Source organism: Thermoflexus sp., assembly GCF_042408365.1.
Taxonomy (GTDB): Bacteria; Chloroflexota; Anaerolineae; order Thermoflexales; family Thermoflexaceae; genus Thermoflexus.
The window spans coordinates 1-19044 of record NZ_JBHOQJ010000099.1 but is presented as its reverse complement, the minus strand read 5'-3'; the positions used below and the strand labels follow the sequence as shown (position 1 = coordinate 19044).

General features: G+C 65.5%; 12 protein-coding genes, 1 tRNA gene and 1 pseudogene. 12 read left to right on the top strand and 2 right to left on the bottom strand.

The features are described from left to right. Window positions 1-216: 216 nt before the first annotated feature. On the bottom strand, window positions 217-1188 hold the full coding sequence (locus ACFMO5_RS04280) for a GDP-mannose 4,6-dehydratase (RefSeq protein WP_376791518.1): 972 nt from the start codon (window positions 1186-1188) through the stop codon (window positions 217-219). Window positions 1189-1578: 390 nt separating this feature from the next. On the opposite strand from ACFMO5_RS04280, the gene ACFMO5_RS04275 reads away from it, so the two are divergent. From ACFMO5_RS04275 to ACFMO5_RS04250, 6 genes are all read left to right on the top strand, one after another. Further along, window positions 1579-2517 (top strand): glycosidase, encoded by a 939-nt coding sequence (locus ACFMO5_RS04275; RefSeq protein ID WP_376791517.1) that lies wholly within the window; start codon window positions 1579-1581, stop codon window positions 2515-2517. 92 nt (window positions 2518-2609) lie between these two features. Beyond that, window positions 2610-4898, top strand: coding sequence for a glycosyltransferase family 4 protein (locus tag ACFMO5_RS04270; protein ID WP_376791516.1), 2289 nt, complete (start codon window positions 2610-2612; stop codon window positions 4896-4898). A 315-nt stretch (window positions 4899-5213) separates the two neighbouring features. Further along, window positions 5214-5867, top strand: coding sequence for a c-type cytochrome (locus ACFMO5_RS04265; RefSeq protein ID WP_376791515.1), 654 nt, complete (start codon window positions 5214-5216; stop codon window positions 5865-5867). A 138-nt stretch (window positions 5868-6005) separates the two neighbouring features. Then, window positions 6006-6083, top strand: a tRNA-Arg gene (locus ACFMO5_RS04260). An 81-nt stretch (window positions 6084-6164) separates the two neighbouring features. Continuing rightward, window positions 6165-8318 carry an arginine--tRNA ligase gene (gene argS / locus ACFMO5_RS04255; RefSeq protein WP_376791514.1) on the top strand — a complete coding sequence of 718 codons (2154 nt, stop codon included), beginning with the start codon at window positions 6165-6167 and terminating at the stop codon, window positions 8316-8318. A gap of 173 nt (window positions 8319-8491) precedes the next feature. Next, window positions 8492-8719 carry a hypothetical protein gene (locus ACFMO5_RS04250; RefSeq protein WP_376791513.1) on the top strand — a complete coding sequence of 76 codons (228 nt, stop codon included), beginning with the start codon at window positions 8492-8494 and terminating at the stop codon, window positions 8717-8719. Window positions 8720-9010: 291 nt separating this feature from the next. Here the strand turns inward: ACFMO5_RS04250 and rpsT are convergent, their stop codons facing one another. Next, window positions 9011-9298, bottom strand: a complete 288-nt coding sequence (gene rpsT / locus ACFMO5_RS04245; protein ID WP_376791512.1) for a 30S ribosomal protein S20 — start codon at window positions 9296-9298, stop codon at window positions 9011-9013. Window positions 9299-9500: 202 nt separating this feature from the next. Here rpsT and ACFMO5_RS04240 point away from each other — a divergent pair, with 202 nt between their 5' ends. The 6 genes and pseudogenes from ACFMO5_RS04240 to ACFMO5_RS04215 form a co-directional block, all read left to right on the top strand. Next, window positions 9501-11075 carry an ATP-binding protein gene (locus ACFMO5_RS04240; RefSeq protein ID WP_376791511.1) on the top strand — a complete coding sequence of 525 codons (1575 nt, stop codon included), beginning with the start codon at window positions 9501-9503 and terminating at the stop codon, window positions 11073-11075. Between the two features lie 297 nt (window positions 11076-11372). Next, the gene (dnaE, locus tag ACFMO5_RS04235; protein WP_376791510.1) at window positions 11373-15476 is read left to right on the top strand and encodes a DNA polymerase III subunit alpha; all 4104 of its coding nucleotides are present in this window, start codon (window positions 11373-11375) and stop codon (window positions 15474-15476) included. 356 nt (window positions 15477-15832) lie between these two features. Beyond that, on the top strand, window positions 15833-16420 hold the full coding sequence (locus tag ACFMO5_RS04230) for a glycerol-3-phosphate acyltransferase (protein ID WP_376791509.1): 588 nt from the start codon (window positions 15833-15835) through the stop codon (window positions 16418-16420). Between the two features lie 129 nt (window positions 16421-16549). After that, the gene (locus ACFMO5_RS04225) at window positions 16550-17275 is read left to right on the top strand and encodes an NAD-dependent deacylase (RefSeq protein ID WP_376791508.1); all 726 of its coding nucleotides are present in this window, start codon (window positions 16550-16552) and stop codon (window positions 17273-17275) included. A 63-nt stretch (window positions 17276-17338) separates the two neighbouring features. After that, window positions 17339-17880 (top strand): annotated as a pseudogene (locus ACFMO5_RS04220) (recombinase family protein). Continuing rightward, a partial coding sequence (locus ACFMO5_RS04215) for an RNA-guided endonuclease InsQ/TnpB family protein (RefSeq protein ID WP_376791507.1) occupies window positions 17871-19044 on the top strand: 1174 nt, incomplete at its 3' end. The pseudogene ACFMO5_RS04220 and the gene ACFMO5_RS04215, both read left to right, overlap by 10 nt.

Sequence of the window (19044 nt, the reverse complement as noted above, 5' to 3'; positions counted from 1 at the left end):
CCAGGGGCCGAAGGCCCCTGGCCCAGCCCTCAAAAACCCCCAAATTTAAAAGCAGTAGTCGCTTCAAATGATCGCGATTCGATCATCGCTTGGCGAAACGGGCTGACTTTGCGTTCTTCTCCTCCTCCCTATGGGGCTTCGTCGCCCGGGGAGGGGGAGAGGGAAAGCCTTCTGTGAGGTGGGGCCGCGCAGGGACCAAGCGCATAAAATTTGGGATTAGGATAAGGAACGCCTGCGCTGCTGCTCCTCCCGCGCCCGCGCCCGCCATTCCTCCAACACATCGCGCAGGGATTGCTCGAAGGGAATCCTAGGCTGCCACCTGAGACGCTCCCGAATCCGGGTCGTATCGGCCACGCTGATCGGGATCTCGACGGGGCGGATGCGCTGAGGGTCCATCTCCACGCGCACGTTCACCCGCGCCATCGCCAGGAGCGTGTCCATGACCTCCCGGATGGAACGCGCGCGGCCGGATCCGATATTATAAACTTCGCCGGGCTCCCCGTGCTCCAACAGTAAGCGATAGGCGCGCACCACATCGCGGACGTCGGTGAAATCCCGCCGGGCTTCTAAGTTCCCCACCCGGAGCACCGGCTCTTGCAATCCCGCTTCGATCCAAGCGATCTGACGGGCCAGCGAGGGAACCACAAAGCGGGGATCCTGGCCAGGGCCGATGTGATTGAATGGGCGAGCCCGGATGATCGGGAGGGCGTAAGCCGTGGCGTAGATGGCGGCCAGCCAATCCTGAGCGGCCTTGCTGATCCCATACGGGTTGGCTGGGCGGAACGGCTGATCTTCGCGGATGGGAACTTCCTCTGGCCGGATGAGGCCATAGACCTCGTTCGAGGTCACGATCAGAACACGAGGCCGCAATCCCAGCGCCCGAAGGCCATCGAGCAGGTTCAGAGTTCCACGCACGTTCGTCTCGAAGGTGCCCCAGGGATCCCGCCATGATTCCGCCACATCCGACTGGGCCGCCAGGTGGACGATGCCTTCGGGCGCCAGACGAGCGAGCTCCTGACGGACGGCCTCAGGGTCCCGGAGGTCCACCTGGGCCGTCCGAAGGCGATCGGGCAGCCCGGCGACGGGCCGTCGGGTCCACCCCCAAAGCTCCCAGCTGGTCTCCTGGGCCAACGCGACGGCCAGATGGCGCCCCACGAATCCGCTCACGCCGGTGATCAGCAGACGCAAAGGCCCTTGCTCCTTGTCGGGGGATATGATCGGGCGCTGGTCAGAATTATACCATTCTACCGGTGGATCATCGGTTGCAGGCTAAAACCATCGAGGGCGCCGCCTGGGCCTCTCTAATCTTGTTCTAATGCTAAGAGTGTATAACTTCTATTTGGGCTCTGGAGGGAGCGATCCGACCACCGCCTGGCGAAACGGGCTCGCTCTACGTCGTTTTCCTATTGTGGTGCGACGCGATTGGGCAGCAGGTGGTTGTTTTTTCCTTCGTGGGGCGTGGGCCGTCGAAGGCGGTCCACATCCCACGGAGAAACCCAATTGCCCTTCCCTCGCTGGGTTCCTTCTCGCCTTGGCAGCCGTAACCGGAAGGTGAGGAATCCTTCAGGAGGGCTTCCCATGCCGGAGCTCTTCCATCGCTATCCGGGCAATCCGATCCTGACCGCCGCGGACTGGCCGTATCCGGCGAACGCGGTGTTCAACCCAGGCGCCACCCGATTGAACGATGAGGTCCTCCTGCTGGTCCGGGTGGAGGATTTCCAAGGCCTCTCCCATCTCACCGTCGCCCGCAGCCCGGATGGGCGGAGCGGGTGGCGGGTGGATCCCGAGCCCACCCTGGTCCCCGATCCCCTGCGCCATCCCGAGGAGTTCTGGGGGATCGAGGATCCCCGCATTGTCTTCCTGGAGGAAGAGGGGCTGTATGCGGTGACCTATGTCGCGTACTCCCGGGGTGGACCTCTGGTCGCCCTGGCCACGACAGCGGATTTCAGAACCTTCCATCGGCTGGGCCCCATCCTGCCCCCGGAGGATAAAGACGCCAGCCTCTTCCCTCGTCGGTTTAAGGGGCGTTGGGCGATGATCCACCGCCCGATGCCGACAGCCCCGGGCGCTCGACCCAACATCTGGATCTCGTTCTCCCCGGATCTGCGCCACTGGGGGGACCATACGGTGATCATTGAGGCGCGCCCGGGTGGATGGTGGGACTCCGATCGGGTCGGCCTGGGGCCCCAACCGATCGAGACGCCGGAGGGGTGGCTCATCCTCTACCACGGCGTGCGCCAGACCGCTTCCGGCCGGATCTATCGGGTGGGGATGGCGCTATTAGATCTCGAGGATCCCCGCAAGGTGATCCGACGGAGCACCGAGTGGATCTTCGGCCCGCGGGCGCCCTATGAGCGGGTGGGGGATGTTCCGAACGTGACGTTCCCGTGTGGCGCGATCGTGGACCCACGCTCCGGGGAGCTGCTGATGTATTACGGCGCGGCGGATACTTGCGTCGCCATGGCTTCGGCCTCGCTCCAACAGCTCCTGGATTACCTGAAACACGCGCCGCTGTGATGGCGAGCGCAGGCGGGTCGATCAGGCCTCGGCCTGGGGAAGGTCGAGGGCAGAGGCCCTGGAACGAACCTGGATGGCGAGGTGAAAGGGCCATGGGAGGTGGAATCCGTGTTGCGCTGGTGGGAACCTATGTGCCCCGGCAGTGTGGAATCGCGACGTTCACCCACGACCTGGCCGGGGCGCTGGCGGAAGCCCAAGGGCAGCCCCTGGGCCGCTCGGAGGCCGTGCGGGTTGTCGCCCTCACCAATCCCCCTCACCGCTATGCGTACGGCCCGGAGGTGGCCTTCGAGATCCGCGATGGAGTTGTGGAGGATTACCGGGCGGCCACGGATTATTTGAACCATGCGCCCATCGACCTGGTTTGTCTGCAACACGAATATGGGATCTTCGGCGGTCCGGACGGCGCCTATGTGCTGGATCTGGTGGAAGGCCTGCGCAAGCCGCTCGTGGTCACCTTGCACACCGTCCTGTATTCGCCGTTGGAGGGCCAACGGCGCATCCTGAGCGCCCTCGCCCGCCGGGCGGACCGAGTGGTCGTGATGACGGAGCGCGCCCGCCAGTTCCTGGTGGAGCGCTATGGGGTGCCGGCGGAGCGGATCGTTCGGATCGATCACGGGGCGCCGGCGGTGCCCTTCGAGGACCCCACACGCTACAAGGCCCGCCTGGGCCTGGATGGGCGGCGGGTCTTGCTCACCTTCGGGCTCATCAGCCCCAACAAAGGGATCGAGGTCATGATCGAGGCGATGAAAGCCCTCGCCCCGCGGCATCCGGATCTCCTTTATTTGATCGTCGGGGCGACCCACCCCGAGGTCCGCCGCCGGTACGGCGAATCCTACCGCCGGTTTCTGGAAGGGGAGATCGCGCGGGCCGGGCTGCAGGACCACATCCGTCTCATCGATCGCTACCTGGACCGGGAGGAGCTGCTCACGTTCCTCATGGCGGCGGACATCTACGTTGCGCCTTATCTGGCGCGGGAGCAAATCGTCTCCGGCACGTTGACCTACGCTTTAGCTTGCGGGAAAGCCATCGTCTCCACGCCCTCGTGGTATGCGGAGGAGATCCTTGAGGAGGGCCGGGGGGTGCTGGTGCCCTTCCAGGATCCGGAGGCGATGGCCCAGGCCTTGGATCGCTTGCTCTCGAGCCCGGAGGAGCGAGAGCGGCTACGCCGCGCCGCTTATGAGCGGGGACAGGAGATGGCGTGGCCGATCGTCGGCCGCCGCTACCTGGATCTGTTCCGTGAGGTGCTGGGGCGCCCGCGAGTCGCAAGCCGTCCGGCATGGCTTCCCGTTCGTCCCTCGCGGTGGCCTCCGGTGCGCCTGGAGCATTTGCGTCAGCTCACCGATGAGACCGGCCTGCTCCAACACGCGCGTGGGACGATCCCCGATCGCCGTTTCGGCTACTGCACGGACGATAACGCGCGGGCGTTGTTGCTGATGGCGCGGGAATGGGCACGGCGCCGGGATCCCTCCTATCTTCCGCTGATGCGAACGTACCTGGCGTTCCTGAACCATGCGTGGAATGCAGAGGCCGCGCGGTTCCGGAATTTTATGGGCTACGATCGGCGTTGGCTGGATGAGGTGGGGTCCGAGGATGCCCACGGCCGGGCGCTCTGGGCGCTGGGCGAGGCGATCGCCTTCGGGCCGGAGAAGATCCGGGCGGTCGCTATGGCGCTGTTCCAGGAAGCCTGGCCGGCCAGCCAGGCCTTCCAGCATCCGCGGCCCTGGGCGTATGCGGTGCTGGGCGGCCTCGGCGCCCTGGAGCAGTTCCCAGGCGATCTCCGCTTGCGGGCAGGGATCGCGGAGTTGGCCCGCCGCTTGGACGAGCGCTTCCGGGCCCACGCCGGGCCGGATTGGCCGTGGTGTGATGAAGTGGTCACGTATGATAATGGAATTCTCCCCGCCGCGCTGATCGCGGCCGGCCATCGCCTGGGGGAGCCGCAATGGGTCGCGCGGGGCCTCGCCGTTCTGCGGTGGCTGGTGGAGATCCAAACCGACCCTCAAGGAGGCCATTTCTCCTGGATCGGCAACCGGGGGTGGTTCCCTCGCGGGGGGCAGAGGGCCCGCTTTGCCCAGCAGCCTCTGGAGGGGGCGGCCATGGCCGAGGCGGCGGCCCGGGCCTGGGAGGCCACCCAGGATCGGATGTGGTTGGAGGTCCTGGAGCGTTGCGTGGGATGGTTCCTGGGCTGGAACGATCGCGGCTGCGCCTTGGCGGACCTGAGGACGGGCGGGTGTCGGGATGGGCTGGAGCCCCTCGGGGTCAGTTTCCATCAAGGAGCGGAGTCCACGCTGGCCTGGCTGCTCACCCTCAACCTGGCTCATCGGTTCCTGCCGCCGCTTCCGGAGCGAGCTGTGGCGGTTCACCGGGAGGCCTCTCCTTCCTGATGAGATCAGGTGCGGTCCCTCGTGCTTTATTTGCAGTTAGTTAACTCGTGAGGGTTTGGGGGTGAGCCGGGCGCTTTTTGGGCCCGGCTCGCCCCCAAATACTTTTTTCCTCTTCCTCCACCGCGATGTGGTGTGGGCCGTGTCAGCAGCCCACACCACATAGAAAACGTTTCCCCTCGCATGAGAGGGCTCTCAATGTGGAGCCAGGCCCCCAAAAAGCGCGAGGGCATGTTGACGTCCCACCCGCCTTCCCATAGAATTCGATCGAACCTGTAAGCGCTCTGACCCATCCTTTTCGAAGCGAGGTGGGGTTTTATGCCGGCTCTGTCACCCGCTCAACTGTTGCTTCTGGTCGGCGGAGTCCTCCTGGCGACGCTGATTCTGGGAGCCCTGCTGGCGGCTCTGATGGTCTGGCTGACCCGGGAGGTCCAGGCGGCCTACGGGCAGGCTCCAGCGGCGCAGGCGAAAGCGCCCGCGCCGGCGGCGGAGGCCGCGGCGGCTCCCTCGCAGCGGATCGGCCCATGGCCCTTTGTCATCAGCGGCCTTGCCCTTCTGGTCGTCCTGGCGGTGATTTTCTACCCGATGCCGCAGCCCCAGACGGCCCCTCCGATCGCCTCTTCCGAAGGGCACTCGGCGGTCCCAACTCCGCTTGCCACTCCGGCTGCGGTGGCGTTGCAGGGGAATCCGGAGAAAGGGAAAGAGCTGTTCGCAGGCACATGCGCCTCGTGTCATGGGCCGGATGCGAAGGGGCTTCCCGGTTTGGGGAAGGATTTGACCACCAGTGTTTTCGTGAAACAACAGACGGACGCCCAGTTGCTGGAGTTCATCAAGAAGGGGCGGCCGGCGACGGATCCGGCGAACACCACGGGGGTGGATATGCCGCCGAAGGGCGGCAACCCGGCCCTCACCGATCAGGACCTGGCGGACATCATCGCCTTCATCCGCACCTTCAACCCCCACCAGCCCTAAGTGAAGCGTCCCTTTCATTGGGGTGGAAAACTTCTGGTGGTGCAGCGGCGAAGCGGCCGCTCCACCAGAGGTTTATTCTTTGCGGATCGCTCGGGCTTGTCAGAGCGACTGGATCCTGTTAAAATGTAAGCGATGGACGCGCCCGTAGCTCAGCCTGGATAGAGCGTTGCCCTGCGGAGGCAAAGGTCGCAGGTTCAAATCCTGCCGGGCGCGCCATTGGACCCCAGCAGGGGCCGCCGATCGGCGGCCCCTGCTGGTTTCTGGGCGGGAAACCTTGGATGCTCGCAGGGAGCTCCGATGATCCTGGCCGCTTATCGGGAATGGGCGACGGAGCGGGTTCGAGAGGCCCTTCGGGAACTGAGCCTCCCGGAGCCTCCGGCGCTGGAATGGCGCGATCTCCCCTTCGCCTATACGTGGGGCATGGCCACCCCGGTGGCGATGCAGCTGGCCGCTCAAGAGAAGAAAGCCCGCCCCGATCTGGACGTCCCGGCCCGGGCTCAGGAGATCGCCCAGCGCTTGGCAGAGCGCTTGGGGGCGGCCCTGGCGGGGGATCCACGCTTCCAGCGGGTAGAGGCCGTGCGGGGTTACCTGAACCTTTACTTCAACCCCTCTCACGTCGCCCGCTCGATTATCGAGACCGTCCTCCGCGAAGGCCCGGCATACGGCCGGGGGGCCTCGAAGGGCGAGCGGGTGATGGTGGAGTTCTCCCAGCCCAACACCCATAAAGCGTTCCACATCGGCCATCTCCGCAACGCCGTCCTCGGCGATGCCCTCGCCCGCATCTTGGACTTCGCAGGGTTCCAGGTGATTCGCGCCACTTACCCTGGGGATATCGGCGCCCATGTGATTAAGGCGCTGTGGGGGTACCTCCGATTCCATCGGGGGGAAGAACCGGCGGAACGGCGTGGGGCATGGCTCGGCCAAATCTATGCGGAGGCGGAGGCCCGTCTGGAGGAGGCGGAGGCCTATCGCCGCGAGGTGGTTCGCTTCCTGTTGGGCGCCTTCCGGGAGGAAGGGGTCACGCCCTGGGTGCGGGAGTTCCTGCTGAACCGTCTCTCGGAGGCCCTGGCCGCCCACGCCGCTTCCGGCCCCATCGGTCAGAAGGACGCCGCGGCCCTGATCCGGGCGATGGCCCTGGGGGAGCTTCCGGATCTGGAGGCCATCGTCGACAAAGACTGGTTGTGGTCGCTCTGGGAGGCGATGGGGCGATGGCTGGAGGAGTTGGCGGAGAAGGCCCGGGGCCGACGAGGGAAGGGCGGGGAGGCCGATCGCCAGGCGGTCGCGGCCTTGCGGGACCGATATCTTGCGATCGGCCATCGCCAGGAAGAATGGAACTACGAGAAGGAGATCCGGGCGCTGTTCGCCCGCTGGGAAGCGCGCGACCCTGAGCTGATGGAGCTGTGGCGACGGACCCGCGAATGGAGTCTGGAGGAGTTCCGCCGCATTTACGCGGAGCTGGACATCACCTTCGACGTCTGGTTCTTCGAGAGCGAGGTGGAAGAGGAGGGCAAACGGATTGTGGAGGAGCTGATCGCGAAGGGCATCGCCACAGACCTGCGCCCCCACGGCCCGGTGGTGGTGGAGATCGATCGTTTGCTGGGCCAGGAGGGGAAGGAGGAATATCGTACCATCGCCATCCTGCGCAGCGATGGGACCACGCTGTATTCCACGAAGGATCTCGCCCTGGCCAAGCGGAAATTCGAGCAATACCATATCGACCGCTCCATCTACGTCGTCGACGTGCGCCAGTCGCTTTACTTCAAGCAGATCTTCAAGATCCTCGAGCTGTGGGGTTTTCCGCAGGCCAGCAAGTGTTATCATCTCGCTTACGAGATGGTCACCCTGCCGGGCGGGAAGATGTCCTCGCGGGCGGGGACGGTGGTGCTCTATGAGGACTTCGCCGCCGAAGCCCGGGAGCGCGCCCGTCGCGTTGTGGAAGAGAAGAACCCGGATCTTCCCCCCGATCAGAAGGCCCGCATTGCGGAGGCGGTGGCGAAGGGGGTGATGAAATACAGCATGTTGAGTGTGGACAACAACAAGGTCATCGTCTTCGATTGGGACGCCGCCCTGAACCTGGAAGGGCAGACCGGTCCTTATCTCCAGTATGCCCATGCTCGGGCCTGCCGCATCCTGGAGAAGGCGGAGACCTCGGTGAGGCTGGAGGGCGATCGCCTGTTTGAGGATCTAACGCCTCAGGAGGTGGCGCTGATCGAGGCCATTGCGACTTTCCCCGATGTGGTCCAGGCGGCGGCGGAGCGCTACAAGCCCCTCCTCATCGCCAACTACGTCTTCGATCTGGCAAAGGCCTTCAACGAGTTCTATCGGGACTGCCCGGTGCTGACCGCACCATCTCCGACCCGGGAGGGCCGGCTCGCCCTCGTCGCCGCAGCCCGCCAGACGATGGCGAACGCCCTGAACCTCCTCGGAATCCCCGCTCCGGAGGTCCTCTAACCTCTGCTCCAAGGAGCGACACCCGTTCCGTGCTCGAACGGAAATGGGGGGAGGCCGCCCAATTGCGTTAAAATTTAACTGAAGCAATGAGCTTTCAGGGTCGTGGAAGCGGTCTGAGGCGGCCTCCACATTCCAAAAGCCGTTAAGGCCTCGCTAGGATCTGGAGGTGGGCAATGGCCGTGACGGCGTTCAGCGAGGCGGAACGGAAGATCTTGATCTACCTACGGGATCACCGAGGCTATCACAGCCCCTACACCATTGCCCGCGACCTGGCGATGAACCCCCGCGAGGTCATCCGTATCCTGGACGATCTTGCCGCGCGGGGGCTGGTGCGCCAGAGCCTGGCCAATCCCGTTTACGGCATCACGGATCAGGGCCGCGCAGCGATTGGGGAGAGTTGAAGGAGGGGAACAGAGGGGATCCCCTGGATGATCGCTGGCGGCTCGGAGAGCGGGAGTGTTGAGTCAGGGAGATGGGCGAGGCACTCTTCGCTCATCCGGAGGGAAGGGATCTTTTGGCATTTCGCAGCCTGGAAGGATCCCCATGCTTTTAGCGGCTGGGGCCGGGCATTGAAACGCCCGGCCCCAGCCGCTATATCCCATAAGAAAGCCGAACCACTGACCCCCATCCGCGGCGGGGGGACATGCCGTCCGCGCAACCTCACCCGGTGAGCTTCTCTCTCCTCATGCCGATCAGGAGGCTGCGGCCTGAACCTGGCCAAAAGTGCGGTGAAACTGCTGCATCAGACGGGACTTCAGGCGAGCAGCGGTGTTCCGGTGAATCACCCCCTTGCGAGCAGCCCGATCCAGCTCCCGATAGGCCTCCTGGATGGCCTTCTTCGCGGCCTCCAGATCCGCCTGGGCGATGGCCTGACGGGCGTATTTCACAAAAGTGCGGACCCGCGTGCGGATCGCGCGGTTCCGTTGTCGCCGCCGTTCTGCCTTTCGCAACTCCTTTAATGCGGAGCGTGTGTTCGGCAAGGACCCACCTCCAAGGGATGAGATCTTCTCGAGCGACCAGTCACGTATTGTATCCGGAACCCTGGGTTTTCGTCAACACGCAGAAGAAGCAGTGGTGATGCTCAAGGATGAGGGGGAATTTCCCCTCGCCTCCCGTATATAATGGGGGAGGAGGGACGCGGGGCGATGCGAAAGCGACGGACAATGAATGGGAGCTCGAGGGATGCTGACGGATTTTCGGGTTCGACAGCGGGATTATCTCCTGGAGATCACCCGGGCGATCACGGCGCAGCTGGATCTGGATGCGGTGTTGCGGTTGGTCGTCGAGGCAGCGGCGGAGATGCTGGCTGGGCAGGTCGCGTTCATCGCGCTCCGGGAGGATGATGCGTTCGCCATCCGTGCCGCATACGGCCTGCCGAATACCCGATGGGGGGAGTTGGACGCCCTGCTGGCGCAGCTCCCCGCATACCCGGAGGCGTGGGGGCGGGCGGAGGTGGAGCGGGTGCTCACCCAGATCGCGCGTTGGCTCCGGGTGGAGGCCCAGCAGGCGGTGGCCCTGCCGTTGATGGTGGGGGAGGACCTTCTGGGCCTCCTGGTGGTTTTCCGCACCTTCGGGACCGCTTTCACCTATGATGATCGGCTGGTCCTGCGCGCTTTCGCGGATCAGGCGGCCATCGCCGTGCATAACGCCAAGCTGTACCAGCAGCTGGCGACGGAGAAGCGGCGGCTGGAGGCGATCATCGAGGCCACCGCGGATGGCGTGATCATCCTGGATCCGGCCCATCGCATTCAGGTGTTCAACCGGGCCATGGCCCGGTTGACCGGATGGTCCCCAGCGGAGGCCATTGGTCGCGCGCACGATGAGGTGGTGATCCTTAACCCTCGGCGATCCGGCATGACCTTGGCGGAGGCGGAGGCGGGGGGCTGGCCTCTGGCGGGGGATAAGCCGATTTATGTGGAAGGAGACCTGATCCGCCGCGATGGGGGGCGGGTGGCCGTGGGGATCACCTACTCCCCTTTGTTGGACCGCACCGGACGCCTGGTGAACATCGTCGGCGTGGTTCGGGATATGACGCGGATCCGCGAGGCCGAGGAGTTGAAATCCACTTTCATCTCCATCATCTCCCACGAGCTCAAGACGCCCGTCTCGATCATTAAGGGATACGCCGGAACGCTGCGGCGGGAGGACGCGACTTGGGATGCGGCGATGGTGCGGCAGATCGCGGCGATCATCGAGGAGGAGGCGGACCGGTTGACCCAGCTGATCGATAACCTCCTGGACGCCTCCCGGCTGCAGGCCGGGGCTCTCGAATTGCAATTCGTGGAGGTGGCGCTGGACGAGCTGGCGGAGCGGGTGGCGGATCGCTTCCGCCCGCAGACGGATCGTCATTTCATCGTAGTGGATTTCCCTTCCAATTTCCCATTGGTGCAAGGCGATCCGCGCCGGCTGGAGCAGGTGCTGGCGAACCTGGTGAGCAACGCCATCAAGTATTCGCCCCAAGGGGGAACCATTCGGATCTCCGGGCGGGCCACCCCGCGCGAGGTGATCGTCACGGTCACCGATGAAGGGGTAGGGATCCCTCCGGAGGAACAGGAGCTCATCTTCGAGCGATTCTACCGGGCGAGCTCGGCCCGGGCGCGGCAGACCCCCGGGACCGGGTTGGGGTTGTATCTGGCCCGGGCCATTGTGGAAGCCCATGGAGGGCGGATCTGGGTGGAAAGCACCCCTGGGCGCGGCTCATCGTTCAGCTTCTCCATCCCCCGACCGCGGGGGCCTTCCGGGGGTGCCGGTGCATGACGGGAAGAAGACTCGGTGCGGCCCTTGCGACCCGGGCAGCATGTAGGGGCACCCACCAAGGGTGCCCCTACATGCCACGCATTGGGGTGGCTGCCTACCGCTTCAGTAAGCCATCAGAGGGTTTCCCTCCCTTGAAGGTTAAAGCGAACCTCCAGCGCTCCCCATCCGGGAGGGACAGTGGTATAAGTGAACTGTAAAGTAGGATCGCCTCTCCCGGTTTGCCGATCCATTCGCCTTGTCCGGATTCAGGGAATTCGGTCACCGCGAATCATTCGTGGAGTATCTTCGGAAGGCCTCATGTCGTTCGTCCACCTGCACGTCCACAGCGAATATTCTTTGCTGGATGGGCTCAGCCGGCTCGACGACCTGGTCCGCCGGGCGGCCGAAATGGGCATGCCGGCGATCGCCCTGACGGACCATGGCGTTCTGTATGGCGCGGTCACGTTTTATCAGAAAGCCCAGGAGGCGGGGATCCGGCCGATCCTGGGGATGGAGGCTTACCTGGCCCGTCGGACGATCCAGGATCGGGAGCCGGATGACCGGAGCCTTTACCACCTGACCCTCCTGGCGATGGATGAGGTCGGATGGCGGAACCTGATCCGGTTGGCGACCATCGCCCAACTGGAGGGCTTCTACTACAAGCCGCGCATCGACAAGGCCTTGCTGGAGCGTCACGCGGACGGGTTGATCGTCCTCTCCGGATGTCCCTCTGCGGAGATCCCCCGCTTGTTGGCCCAGGGGCGGTTGGAGGAAGCCGAGGCCGTTGCCGCCTGGTTTGCGGAACGCTTCCCCGGCCGTTTCTTCCTGGAGCTGCAATCCCACCCAGGGGTTCCGGAGCTGGATGACATCAATCGGGGCCTGGTGACCCTCTCCCGGCGCATGAACCTCCCGCTGGTGGCGACCAACGACGTCCATTACGTCCGGCCGGAGGACGCGGGGCTTCAGGATGTCTTGCTCTGCATTCAGACGGGCAAGCGCCTGAAGGAGCCCGGCCGGATGAAGATGAGCGATCAGACCTATTACCTCCGCTCCCCCGAAGAGATGCGGGAGCTCTTCGCCGAGGTCCCCGAGGCCGTAAACAACACGTTCCGGGTGGCGGAGATGTGCTCGCTCACACTGGAGCTGGGCCGCCACCGCCTGCCCCGTTTTGAACCGCCGCCGGGCTTCCCGGATCCCGCGGCGTATCTTCGTCATTTGGCCGAGGAAGGCTTCCGGGCGCGGTTCCCCCAGCCCAAACCCGGCTATCGGGAGCGCCTGGAATACGAGTTGGAGATCATCCACCGGATGGGGTTTGACGCCTACTTCCTGATCGTATGGGACCTCATCCGGTATGCCCGGGAGCGGGGGATCTGGTGGAACGTGCGGGGCTCCGGCGCGGGGAGCCTGGTGGCTTATTGTCTGGGGATCACGCGGGTGGACCCCATCGAGCTGGATCTGATCTTCGAGCGCTTCCTGAACCCGGCCCGCGTCTCCATGCCCGATATCGACATCGATTTCCCTGACGACCGGCGGGACGAGATGATCCGTTATGCGGTGAGCCGCTACGGGGCGGATCGGGTGGCGCAGATCATCACTTTCGGGACGATGAAGGCGCGGGCGGCGGTGCGGGATGTGGGGCGGGCGCTGGATCTCCCGCTGCCGGAGGTGGACCGCGTGGCCCGGCTCATCCCGGCCATCCCGGGGAAGGAGATCTCGATCCGCGATCTCCTGGATCCCTCCAATGAGGAAGGGCGGGAGCTGCGCCGCCTCTATGAGGAGAAGGATTACATCCGGGAGTTGTTGGATCTGGCGATGCAGCTGGAAGGAACCGTGCGCCACGCCGGCACCCATGCCGCCGGCGTGGTGATCGCCGACCGCCCGCTGGTGGATTATGTCCCACTGCATCGGCCGACCGGCGTGAAGGGAACCGCCCGGGGGGAGAACGGTGAAGGGAATGGGGAGGAAGAGGCCGCCGGCCGATCGCCCCTCCTGCCGGTCACCCAGTTCGATATGGAAGCGTTGGAGGCCCTGGGGCTGCTGAAAATCGACTTCCTTGGCCTTTCCACCCTCACCGTGATGCGGGAGACTTGCGACCTGGTCGCCCGCCGGCACGGGGTGCGTTGGGACCTAGACACGATCCCCACGGATGCGCCGGAGGCCTACGCGTTGCTCGGCCGGGGGGAGACGATGGGGGTGTTCCAAGTGGAGGGCCGGGGGTTCAGCCGGATGATGCGGGATCTGAAGCCCCGCGCCTTTTCCCACGTGATGGACGCCCTGGCCCTCTACCGCCCGGGCCCCCTGGAGTATATCCCCAATTACATCCGCCGCATGCGCGGCCAGGAGCCCATCGAATACCGGCATCCTCGCCTGGAGCCGATCCTCCAGCGCACGATGGGCATCCTGGTCTATCAAGAGCAGATCATGCGTGTGGCCATCGATCTGGCCGGCTACACGCCCTCGGAGGCGGATGAGCTGCGCAAGGTGGTGGCCAAGAAGAAAGGCGAGGCCTTCCCGAAGCAGCGGGCGAAGTTCCTGGAAGGGTGTGTCCGTAACGGCATCCCCCAGGAGATCGCCGAGGCGATTTGGGGAGACATTGAGTTCTTCGCCCGTTACGGCTTCAACGCCGCCCACGCGGCCTCTTACGCCGTGATCACCGTCCAGACCGCTTACCTGAAGGCGAAATATCCGGTCGAGTACATGTGCGCCCTGATGACGGTCGACCGGGACAAGGTGGAGAAGATCGGCCTCTACGTCACAGAGTGCCGGCGGCTGGGGATTCAGATCCTCGGGCCGGATATCAACCGGAGCGAGGCGACCTTCACCATCGAGCGGGCTGCGGATGGAAAAGAAGCCATCCGGTTTGGGCTGGCGGCGGTGAAGAACGTGGGGGAGGGGGCTGTGGCCCGCATCCTGGCGGCCCGCCGGGAGGGCGGCCCGTTCCGGGATCTGGATGATCTCGCACGGCGGGTGGATCTGAAAGAGATCGGCCGGCGGGCGATGGAATCGTTGATCAAGGTGGGGGCGCTGAAGGACTTCGGGAGTCGGGCGCAGCTGTTGGAGGTCTTGGACCGCCTGATGGAGGCGAGCGCCCGCTATCATCGGGAACGCCAGATGGGGATGCTCAGCCTCTTCGAGCTGAGCGGCGTCTCGACGGAGGCCGCTTCCCTTGTGGGACCGCTTCCCGAGCTTCCGGAGGTGGAGGAGAACCAGATCCTGGAGTGGGAGAGGGATCTGGTCGGCGCTTATCTCTCGGAGACCCCGCTGACCCGACAATGGCCGACGCTGCAGCGATTCATTACGCACACCACGGCGGATCTGAGCGAGGAAACCCATGGCCAGACCGTTAGGCTCGCCGGAATCGTCCGGGCGGTGCGCACCACCACCACACGGACCGGCGAGACAATGGCCTATGTGACATTGGAAGATATCCATGGGACCGTCGAGGTGGTGGTCTTCCCTCGGCTCTGGAAGCAGAAAGGGGGCCTGGCGCGCCCGGAGGCCATCGTCATGGTGATCGGCAAAGTGGAGGCAGGCGGGCGGGAGCCTCGGGTGGTGGCGGAGGACTTAAGGGATCATGCGCTGATTGCGCAGCCCTTGGAGGAGTCTTTTGAGGAAGAGGTTTCCGTTGCGCTGGAGGACGCGGAGGAGCTATGGGAGGGCGAGCTGCTCGGCGAGGCTCGAGAAAGCCGGCCTTCTGGCGAGAGGAAGGACCTCCAGGCCGGCGAGGCCGTGGCGCGGCTTGGGCCCGTAGCTTCAAGCAGGAAAGCCTCTGAGGGACCTACACATTCGGGATCGGGACCTGAGGAGGTTCACTTCTTGCCTCCTGCGGATTCGGTGGAGACTTCCCCATCCATGGAGCAACAGGGCGCTCACACACCATCGATGAACTCGACCGCAAGTTCGACCTTCTACCGTGCGGAGAGCCAGACCCCTCAGGGGGAGAGCGAACCCTCTGGCGAGCCTAGAGCCCGCTGGCGGACGGATCACGAGGGCGAACCTTATGGGAAGACCGAGGAGGGCACACCATCCGCGTCCTCGAGGTCCGAGAGCGTGGACCCAGGCGAGCGATCCCTGGGCCCAGGAGGTTCCCCGTCTGATCCCGTCCGGCCGACAAACCATGAAGCGCCAGGGGGGGATCCATCCTCCTCCGCGGCAGGGCCGAGAGGTGTTCCTTCCCGACATATCCTGGTTTATTTCTATCGAACCGAGCATCTGGAGGAAGATTTCCGTCGTCTTCAGGAAGTTCATCGGGTGCTGACCGAGCGGCCAGGGCCGGATCCTTTCAGCGTGGTGGTCGTGTATTCGGATCGGCGGCAGGTGCGCCTCCGCTTCCCTCGCTATGGCACCACTTACTCCCCTGAATTGCTGGCCCGCCTGGAGAGCCTCCTGGGCCCGGATTCGGTGCGGGTTCTTCCTTTGTAGGGGCACCCACAAGGGATGCCCCTACAAAGGGGGCTGGGATCCGTGAGTGGCCGCCCGCTCCGGGCGCTGTGCCCCTTGGCGCCGATCCCAATCGGCCTCCATGGGCGCTTCACACCGGACGTCGGCCGACCCAGCGGCCGCGGGCCTGCAGAGGACGATTGGGCCCATTGACGCCGATGGGAATCGGCCTTTATCCATCGGCGTTTCGCACCGGACATCGACCTGCACCGACGTAGGACCTGGTCGGCGCAAGCCCGATAGGGGGACTTCCGGCCAGCGTCCGAATCGTTGCTTTCCGCTAAAATCCTCGTTAGGAAGCGAACGGCGTATGGCATATCAAGCCCTTGGGGGCGGCGATGGGGTTCTTGCTGGCTTTCGCGGCTTATTTGGTGGGTTCGATTCTTCCGGCGGAGATCTTCGTGCGGTGGAGGACGGGCCGAAGCCCTCACGAATTGGAGGACAACCCGGGCGGGGGTGGGGCTTGGCGTCTGGCCGGGCCGGTGGCCGGCCTCATCACGATCCTGTTCGACATGGGCAAAGGCGCGGTCCCCACGGCCATCGCGCTGCGGGCGGGGTTCAGCCCGCCGGAGCTGATCGCCGTCGCTGTTGCGCCCGTGATCGGCCATTGCTGGCCGTTTTATAAGATCATCCGTCTGGATCGGGGCGGGCGGGGCCTGGGACCCGCGACGGGAGCGTTGTTCGTCTTGGCCTTTCGGGAGGTGATCCCCGCGTATGTGCTGGGCGCGCTCGCCGCTTATCGCTTCCGCTGGCTGCCCAGCGTGGGGATCGTCGCTTTACCCCTCGGGTTGATCCTCATGGTTCTGTGGGGGGTTCCTCCGGATCGGCTGATGGCCGCTTTCGCCGTGATGCTGGTGGTGCTGGCTCGCAACGTCGGCCTGCTGCGGACGGTGGTTCGGACCCGGGGGAGGCGGTTGCCGCATTAGAGCGGGCTTGGAGGTTGGGCGGTTGCCGGCCGCCGGGGAGGGTTTGTAATCGCTTCGAAAGGGTTGGGCCATCCCCGGCGGCCTGTCTGACCCTCGGGCGCTGGAACCTTCGTCCTTGGGCGGATGTCGATGGCGGGGGTAAGCGATTCCATGGAATTCGGCCCGCGGGTGGTCGCGTTGACCGGAGCGGGGATTTCCGCGGAGAGCGGGGTGCCAACCTTTCGAGGACCCGATGGGCTTTGGGGGCGATATCGCCCGGAAGAGCTGGCGACCCCGGAAGCCTTTGCCCGCGATCCGGTGCGCGTCTGGGAATGGTACGCGTGGCGTCGGGAGGTGATCGCCCGGGCGCAACCCAATCCCGCCCACCGCGCATTGGTGGAGATGGAGGCGGCCCTCCCGGGCTTCGTTCTCATCACCCAGAACGTGGATGGTCTGCACCAGCAGGCGGGCAGCCGTCGGGTGGTCGAGCTGCATGGGAATCTCTGGCGAGTGCGATGTGTTCAGGAAGATCGGGCTTGGGAGGATCGCCGGGTCCCATTGCCGGAGATCCCCCCTCGCTGCCCCACGTGTGGCGCGTTGCTCCGCCCGGACGTGGTTTGGTTCGGGGAACCGATTCCTTCGGAAGCATGGCAACTGGCCGTGCAAGCCGCTCAAGAGGCGAACTTGTTTTTGGTCATCGGCACTTCGGGGATCGTGGAGCCGGCGGCCAGCCTCCCGCGCCTGGCGCGAGCCTGCGGGGCGCGGATCATCGAGTTCAATCTGGAGGATACGCCGCTCACGCCGCTTGCGGATGAGGTCTGGCGAGGCCCGGTAGGGGAGACGTTGCCGCGCTGGTGGGCGCGCTTTCAGACCTAGTGCTTTGTCCATTTTCACCTTGGGGGTCGCCAACTGCTGCGGTTTTTATTATCATTTATTGCGATGGGGCTTTCCGACTGGGCTCGAAGGCAAGGGATCCGCGATCTCACCGCCTGGCGGTGGTTCCGGTCTGGGAAACTCCCTGTCCCCGCCCGGCCGCTCCCCCCGGGCACGATCCGGGTGGAGGCGGTCGGCCCGGGAAGCGGGTCTCCTCCGCCGACCCGCAGGCGGACCTCGAGCGACCGATCCAACGGCGCGAGGCCTTCGCCCGGCAGCCGGGCGGGACGGACTTCGAGGGGGTGGCGGCGGTGGGCTCCGGCCGGAACGGAAGGGGCAGGAAATGGCTGAAAATCCTCCGGGACCCCCAGGTCGGCCGCATGGTCGTCGAACACCGGGACCGTCTGGCCCGCTTCGGTTTTGAGCGGGTCGAGGCCGCCGGAGCCGCGGCGGGAAAGCCAATCGTCGGGGTGGAAGAGGGGGAGGTCTGGGAGGATCTGGTTCGGGCCGTCCGGGAGGGGCTCACCTCGGCGTGCGGAACGCTTTACGGCCGTCGGTCGGCCCGCCGGCGAGCCCGAAAGGCCTTGGAGGCCCTGCGGTGCGGGTGAATCAGGCTTTTCGCTTTGAGCTCGCCCCCAACGTCGCGCCGCGCATCGCCCTCGCGAAGCACGTGGGGGCGGCTCGCTTCGCCTACAACTGGGGCCTGGCCCGCTGCCGGGAAGCGCTGGCCCAGGGAAGACGCCTCCCCTCCGCCGTGGACCTCCACAAGGAATGGAACCGGTGGAAGCGGGCGAACGCCCCTTGGTGGGCCGAGGTCTCCAAATGCGCGCCCCAGGAGGCCTTCCGGGACCTGGAGCGGGCCTTCCGGAACGGGCGGTCTGGAAGGGCCGACCCACCCCGCTTCAAGCGGAAGAAATCCCTCGACGACAACAAGGCTCGCCTCACCGGCGCCATCCGGGTCGATCCCCGCCACGTGCAACTGCCCCGCATCGGGAAGGTCCGAACCAAGGAGCGAACCGAGAAGCTGCTGGCCCTTCTTCAAGCGGGAAAGGCACGGATCCTTTCGGCCACCATCGCACGGGAGGCGGATCGCTGGTATGTGAGCCTGACGTGTGAGGTGGAGCGGCCCGACCCGCCGCCCCGCGAGGGGGAGCCGGTCGGCGTCGACCTGGGCCTTACGTCGTTTCTGGCCCTTTCGGATGGGACGACGGTCGAGGCGCCCAAGCCCCTGGCGAGGGCCCTGCGGCTTCTGCGGCGCCGGTCCCGGGAGCTTTCCCGCAAGCAGCAGGGTTCCCGGAACGCCCGGCGAGCCGCCCTGCGGCTGGCGCGGCTCCACCGCCGGGTCCGGAACATCCGGGCCGACTTCCTGCACCAGGTCACGACGTGGCTGGCGAAAACCAAGCCGGCGGTCGTCGTGGAGGACCTGAACGTGCGGGGTCTGGCCCGTGGGCCCCTTTCCCGGTCGGTGGCGGACGTCGGCTGGGGGGCCTTCCGGCGGATGCTGGAGTACAAGGCCCGGTGGTACGGGTCGCGGGTCATCGTGGCCCCGCGGGACTTTCCCTCGACCCGGCGGTGTTCGGGGTGCGGGCGGGTGGCGCCCCGGATGCCGCTTTCGGAGCGGGTGTTCCGGTGTGGGGCGTGTGGGCTGGAGTTGAACCGGGACCTCAATGCGGCGCTGAATCTGCAATCTTACGGGTTGGCCGCCCGGAAAGGCCCTACCGCGAGTTCCGCGGGAACTTGGGGTCCCCGCGCGATCCAAAGGATCGCGCGGG

Coding starts and splice junctions, on each gene's coding strand:
- ACFMO5_RS04270 (WP_376791516.1), top strand. CDS start 2,610: ATGGGAGGTGGAATCCGTGTTGCGCTGGTGGGAACCTATGTGCCCCGG.
- dnaE (WP_376791510.1), top strand. CDS start 11,373: ATGTCGTTCGTCCACCTGCACGTCCACAGCGAATATTCTTTGCTGGAT.
- argS (WP_376791514.1), top strand. CDS start 6,165: ATGATCCTGGCCGCTTATCGGGAATGGGCGACGGAGCGGGTTCGAGAG.
- ACFMO5_RS04250 (WP_376791513.1), top strand. CDS start 8,492: ATGGCCGTGACGGCGTTCAGCGAGGCGGAACGGAAGATCTTGATCTAC.
- ACFMO5_RS04230 (WP_376791509.1), top strand. CDS start 15,833: ATGGGGTTCTTGCTGGCTTTCGCGGCTTATTTGGTGGGTTCGATTCTT.
- ACFMO5_RS04225 (WP_376791508.1), top strand. CDS start 16,550: ATGGCGGGGGTAAGCGATTCCATGGAATTCGGCCCGCGGGTGGTCGCG.
- ACFMO5_RS04240 (WP_376791511.1), top strand. CDS start 9,501: ATGCTGACGGATTTTCGGGTTCGACAGCGGGATTATCTCCTGGAGATC.
- ACFMO5_RS04275 (WP_376791517.1), top strand. CDS start 1,579: ATGCCGGAGCTCTTCCATCGCTATCCGGGCAATCCGATCCTGACCGCC.
- ACFMO5_RS04265 (WP_376791515.1), top strand. CDS start 5,214: ATGCCGGCTCTGTCACCCGCTCAACTGTTGCTTCTGGTCGGCGGAGTC.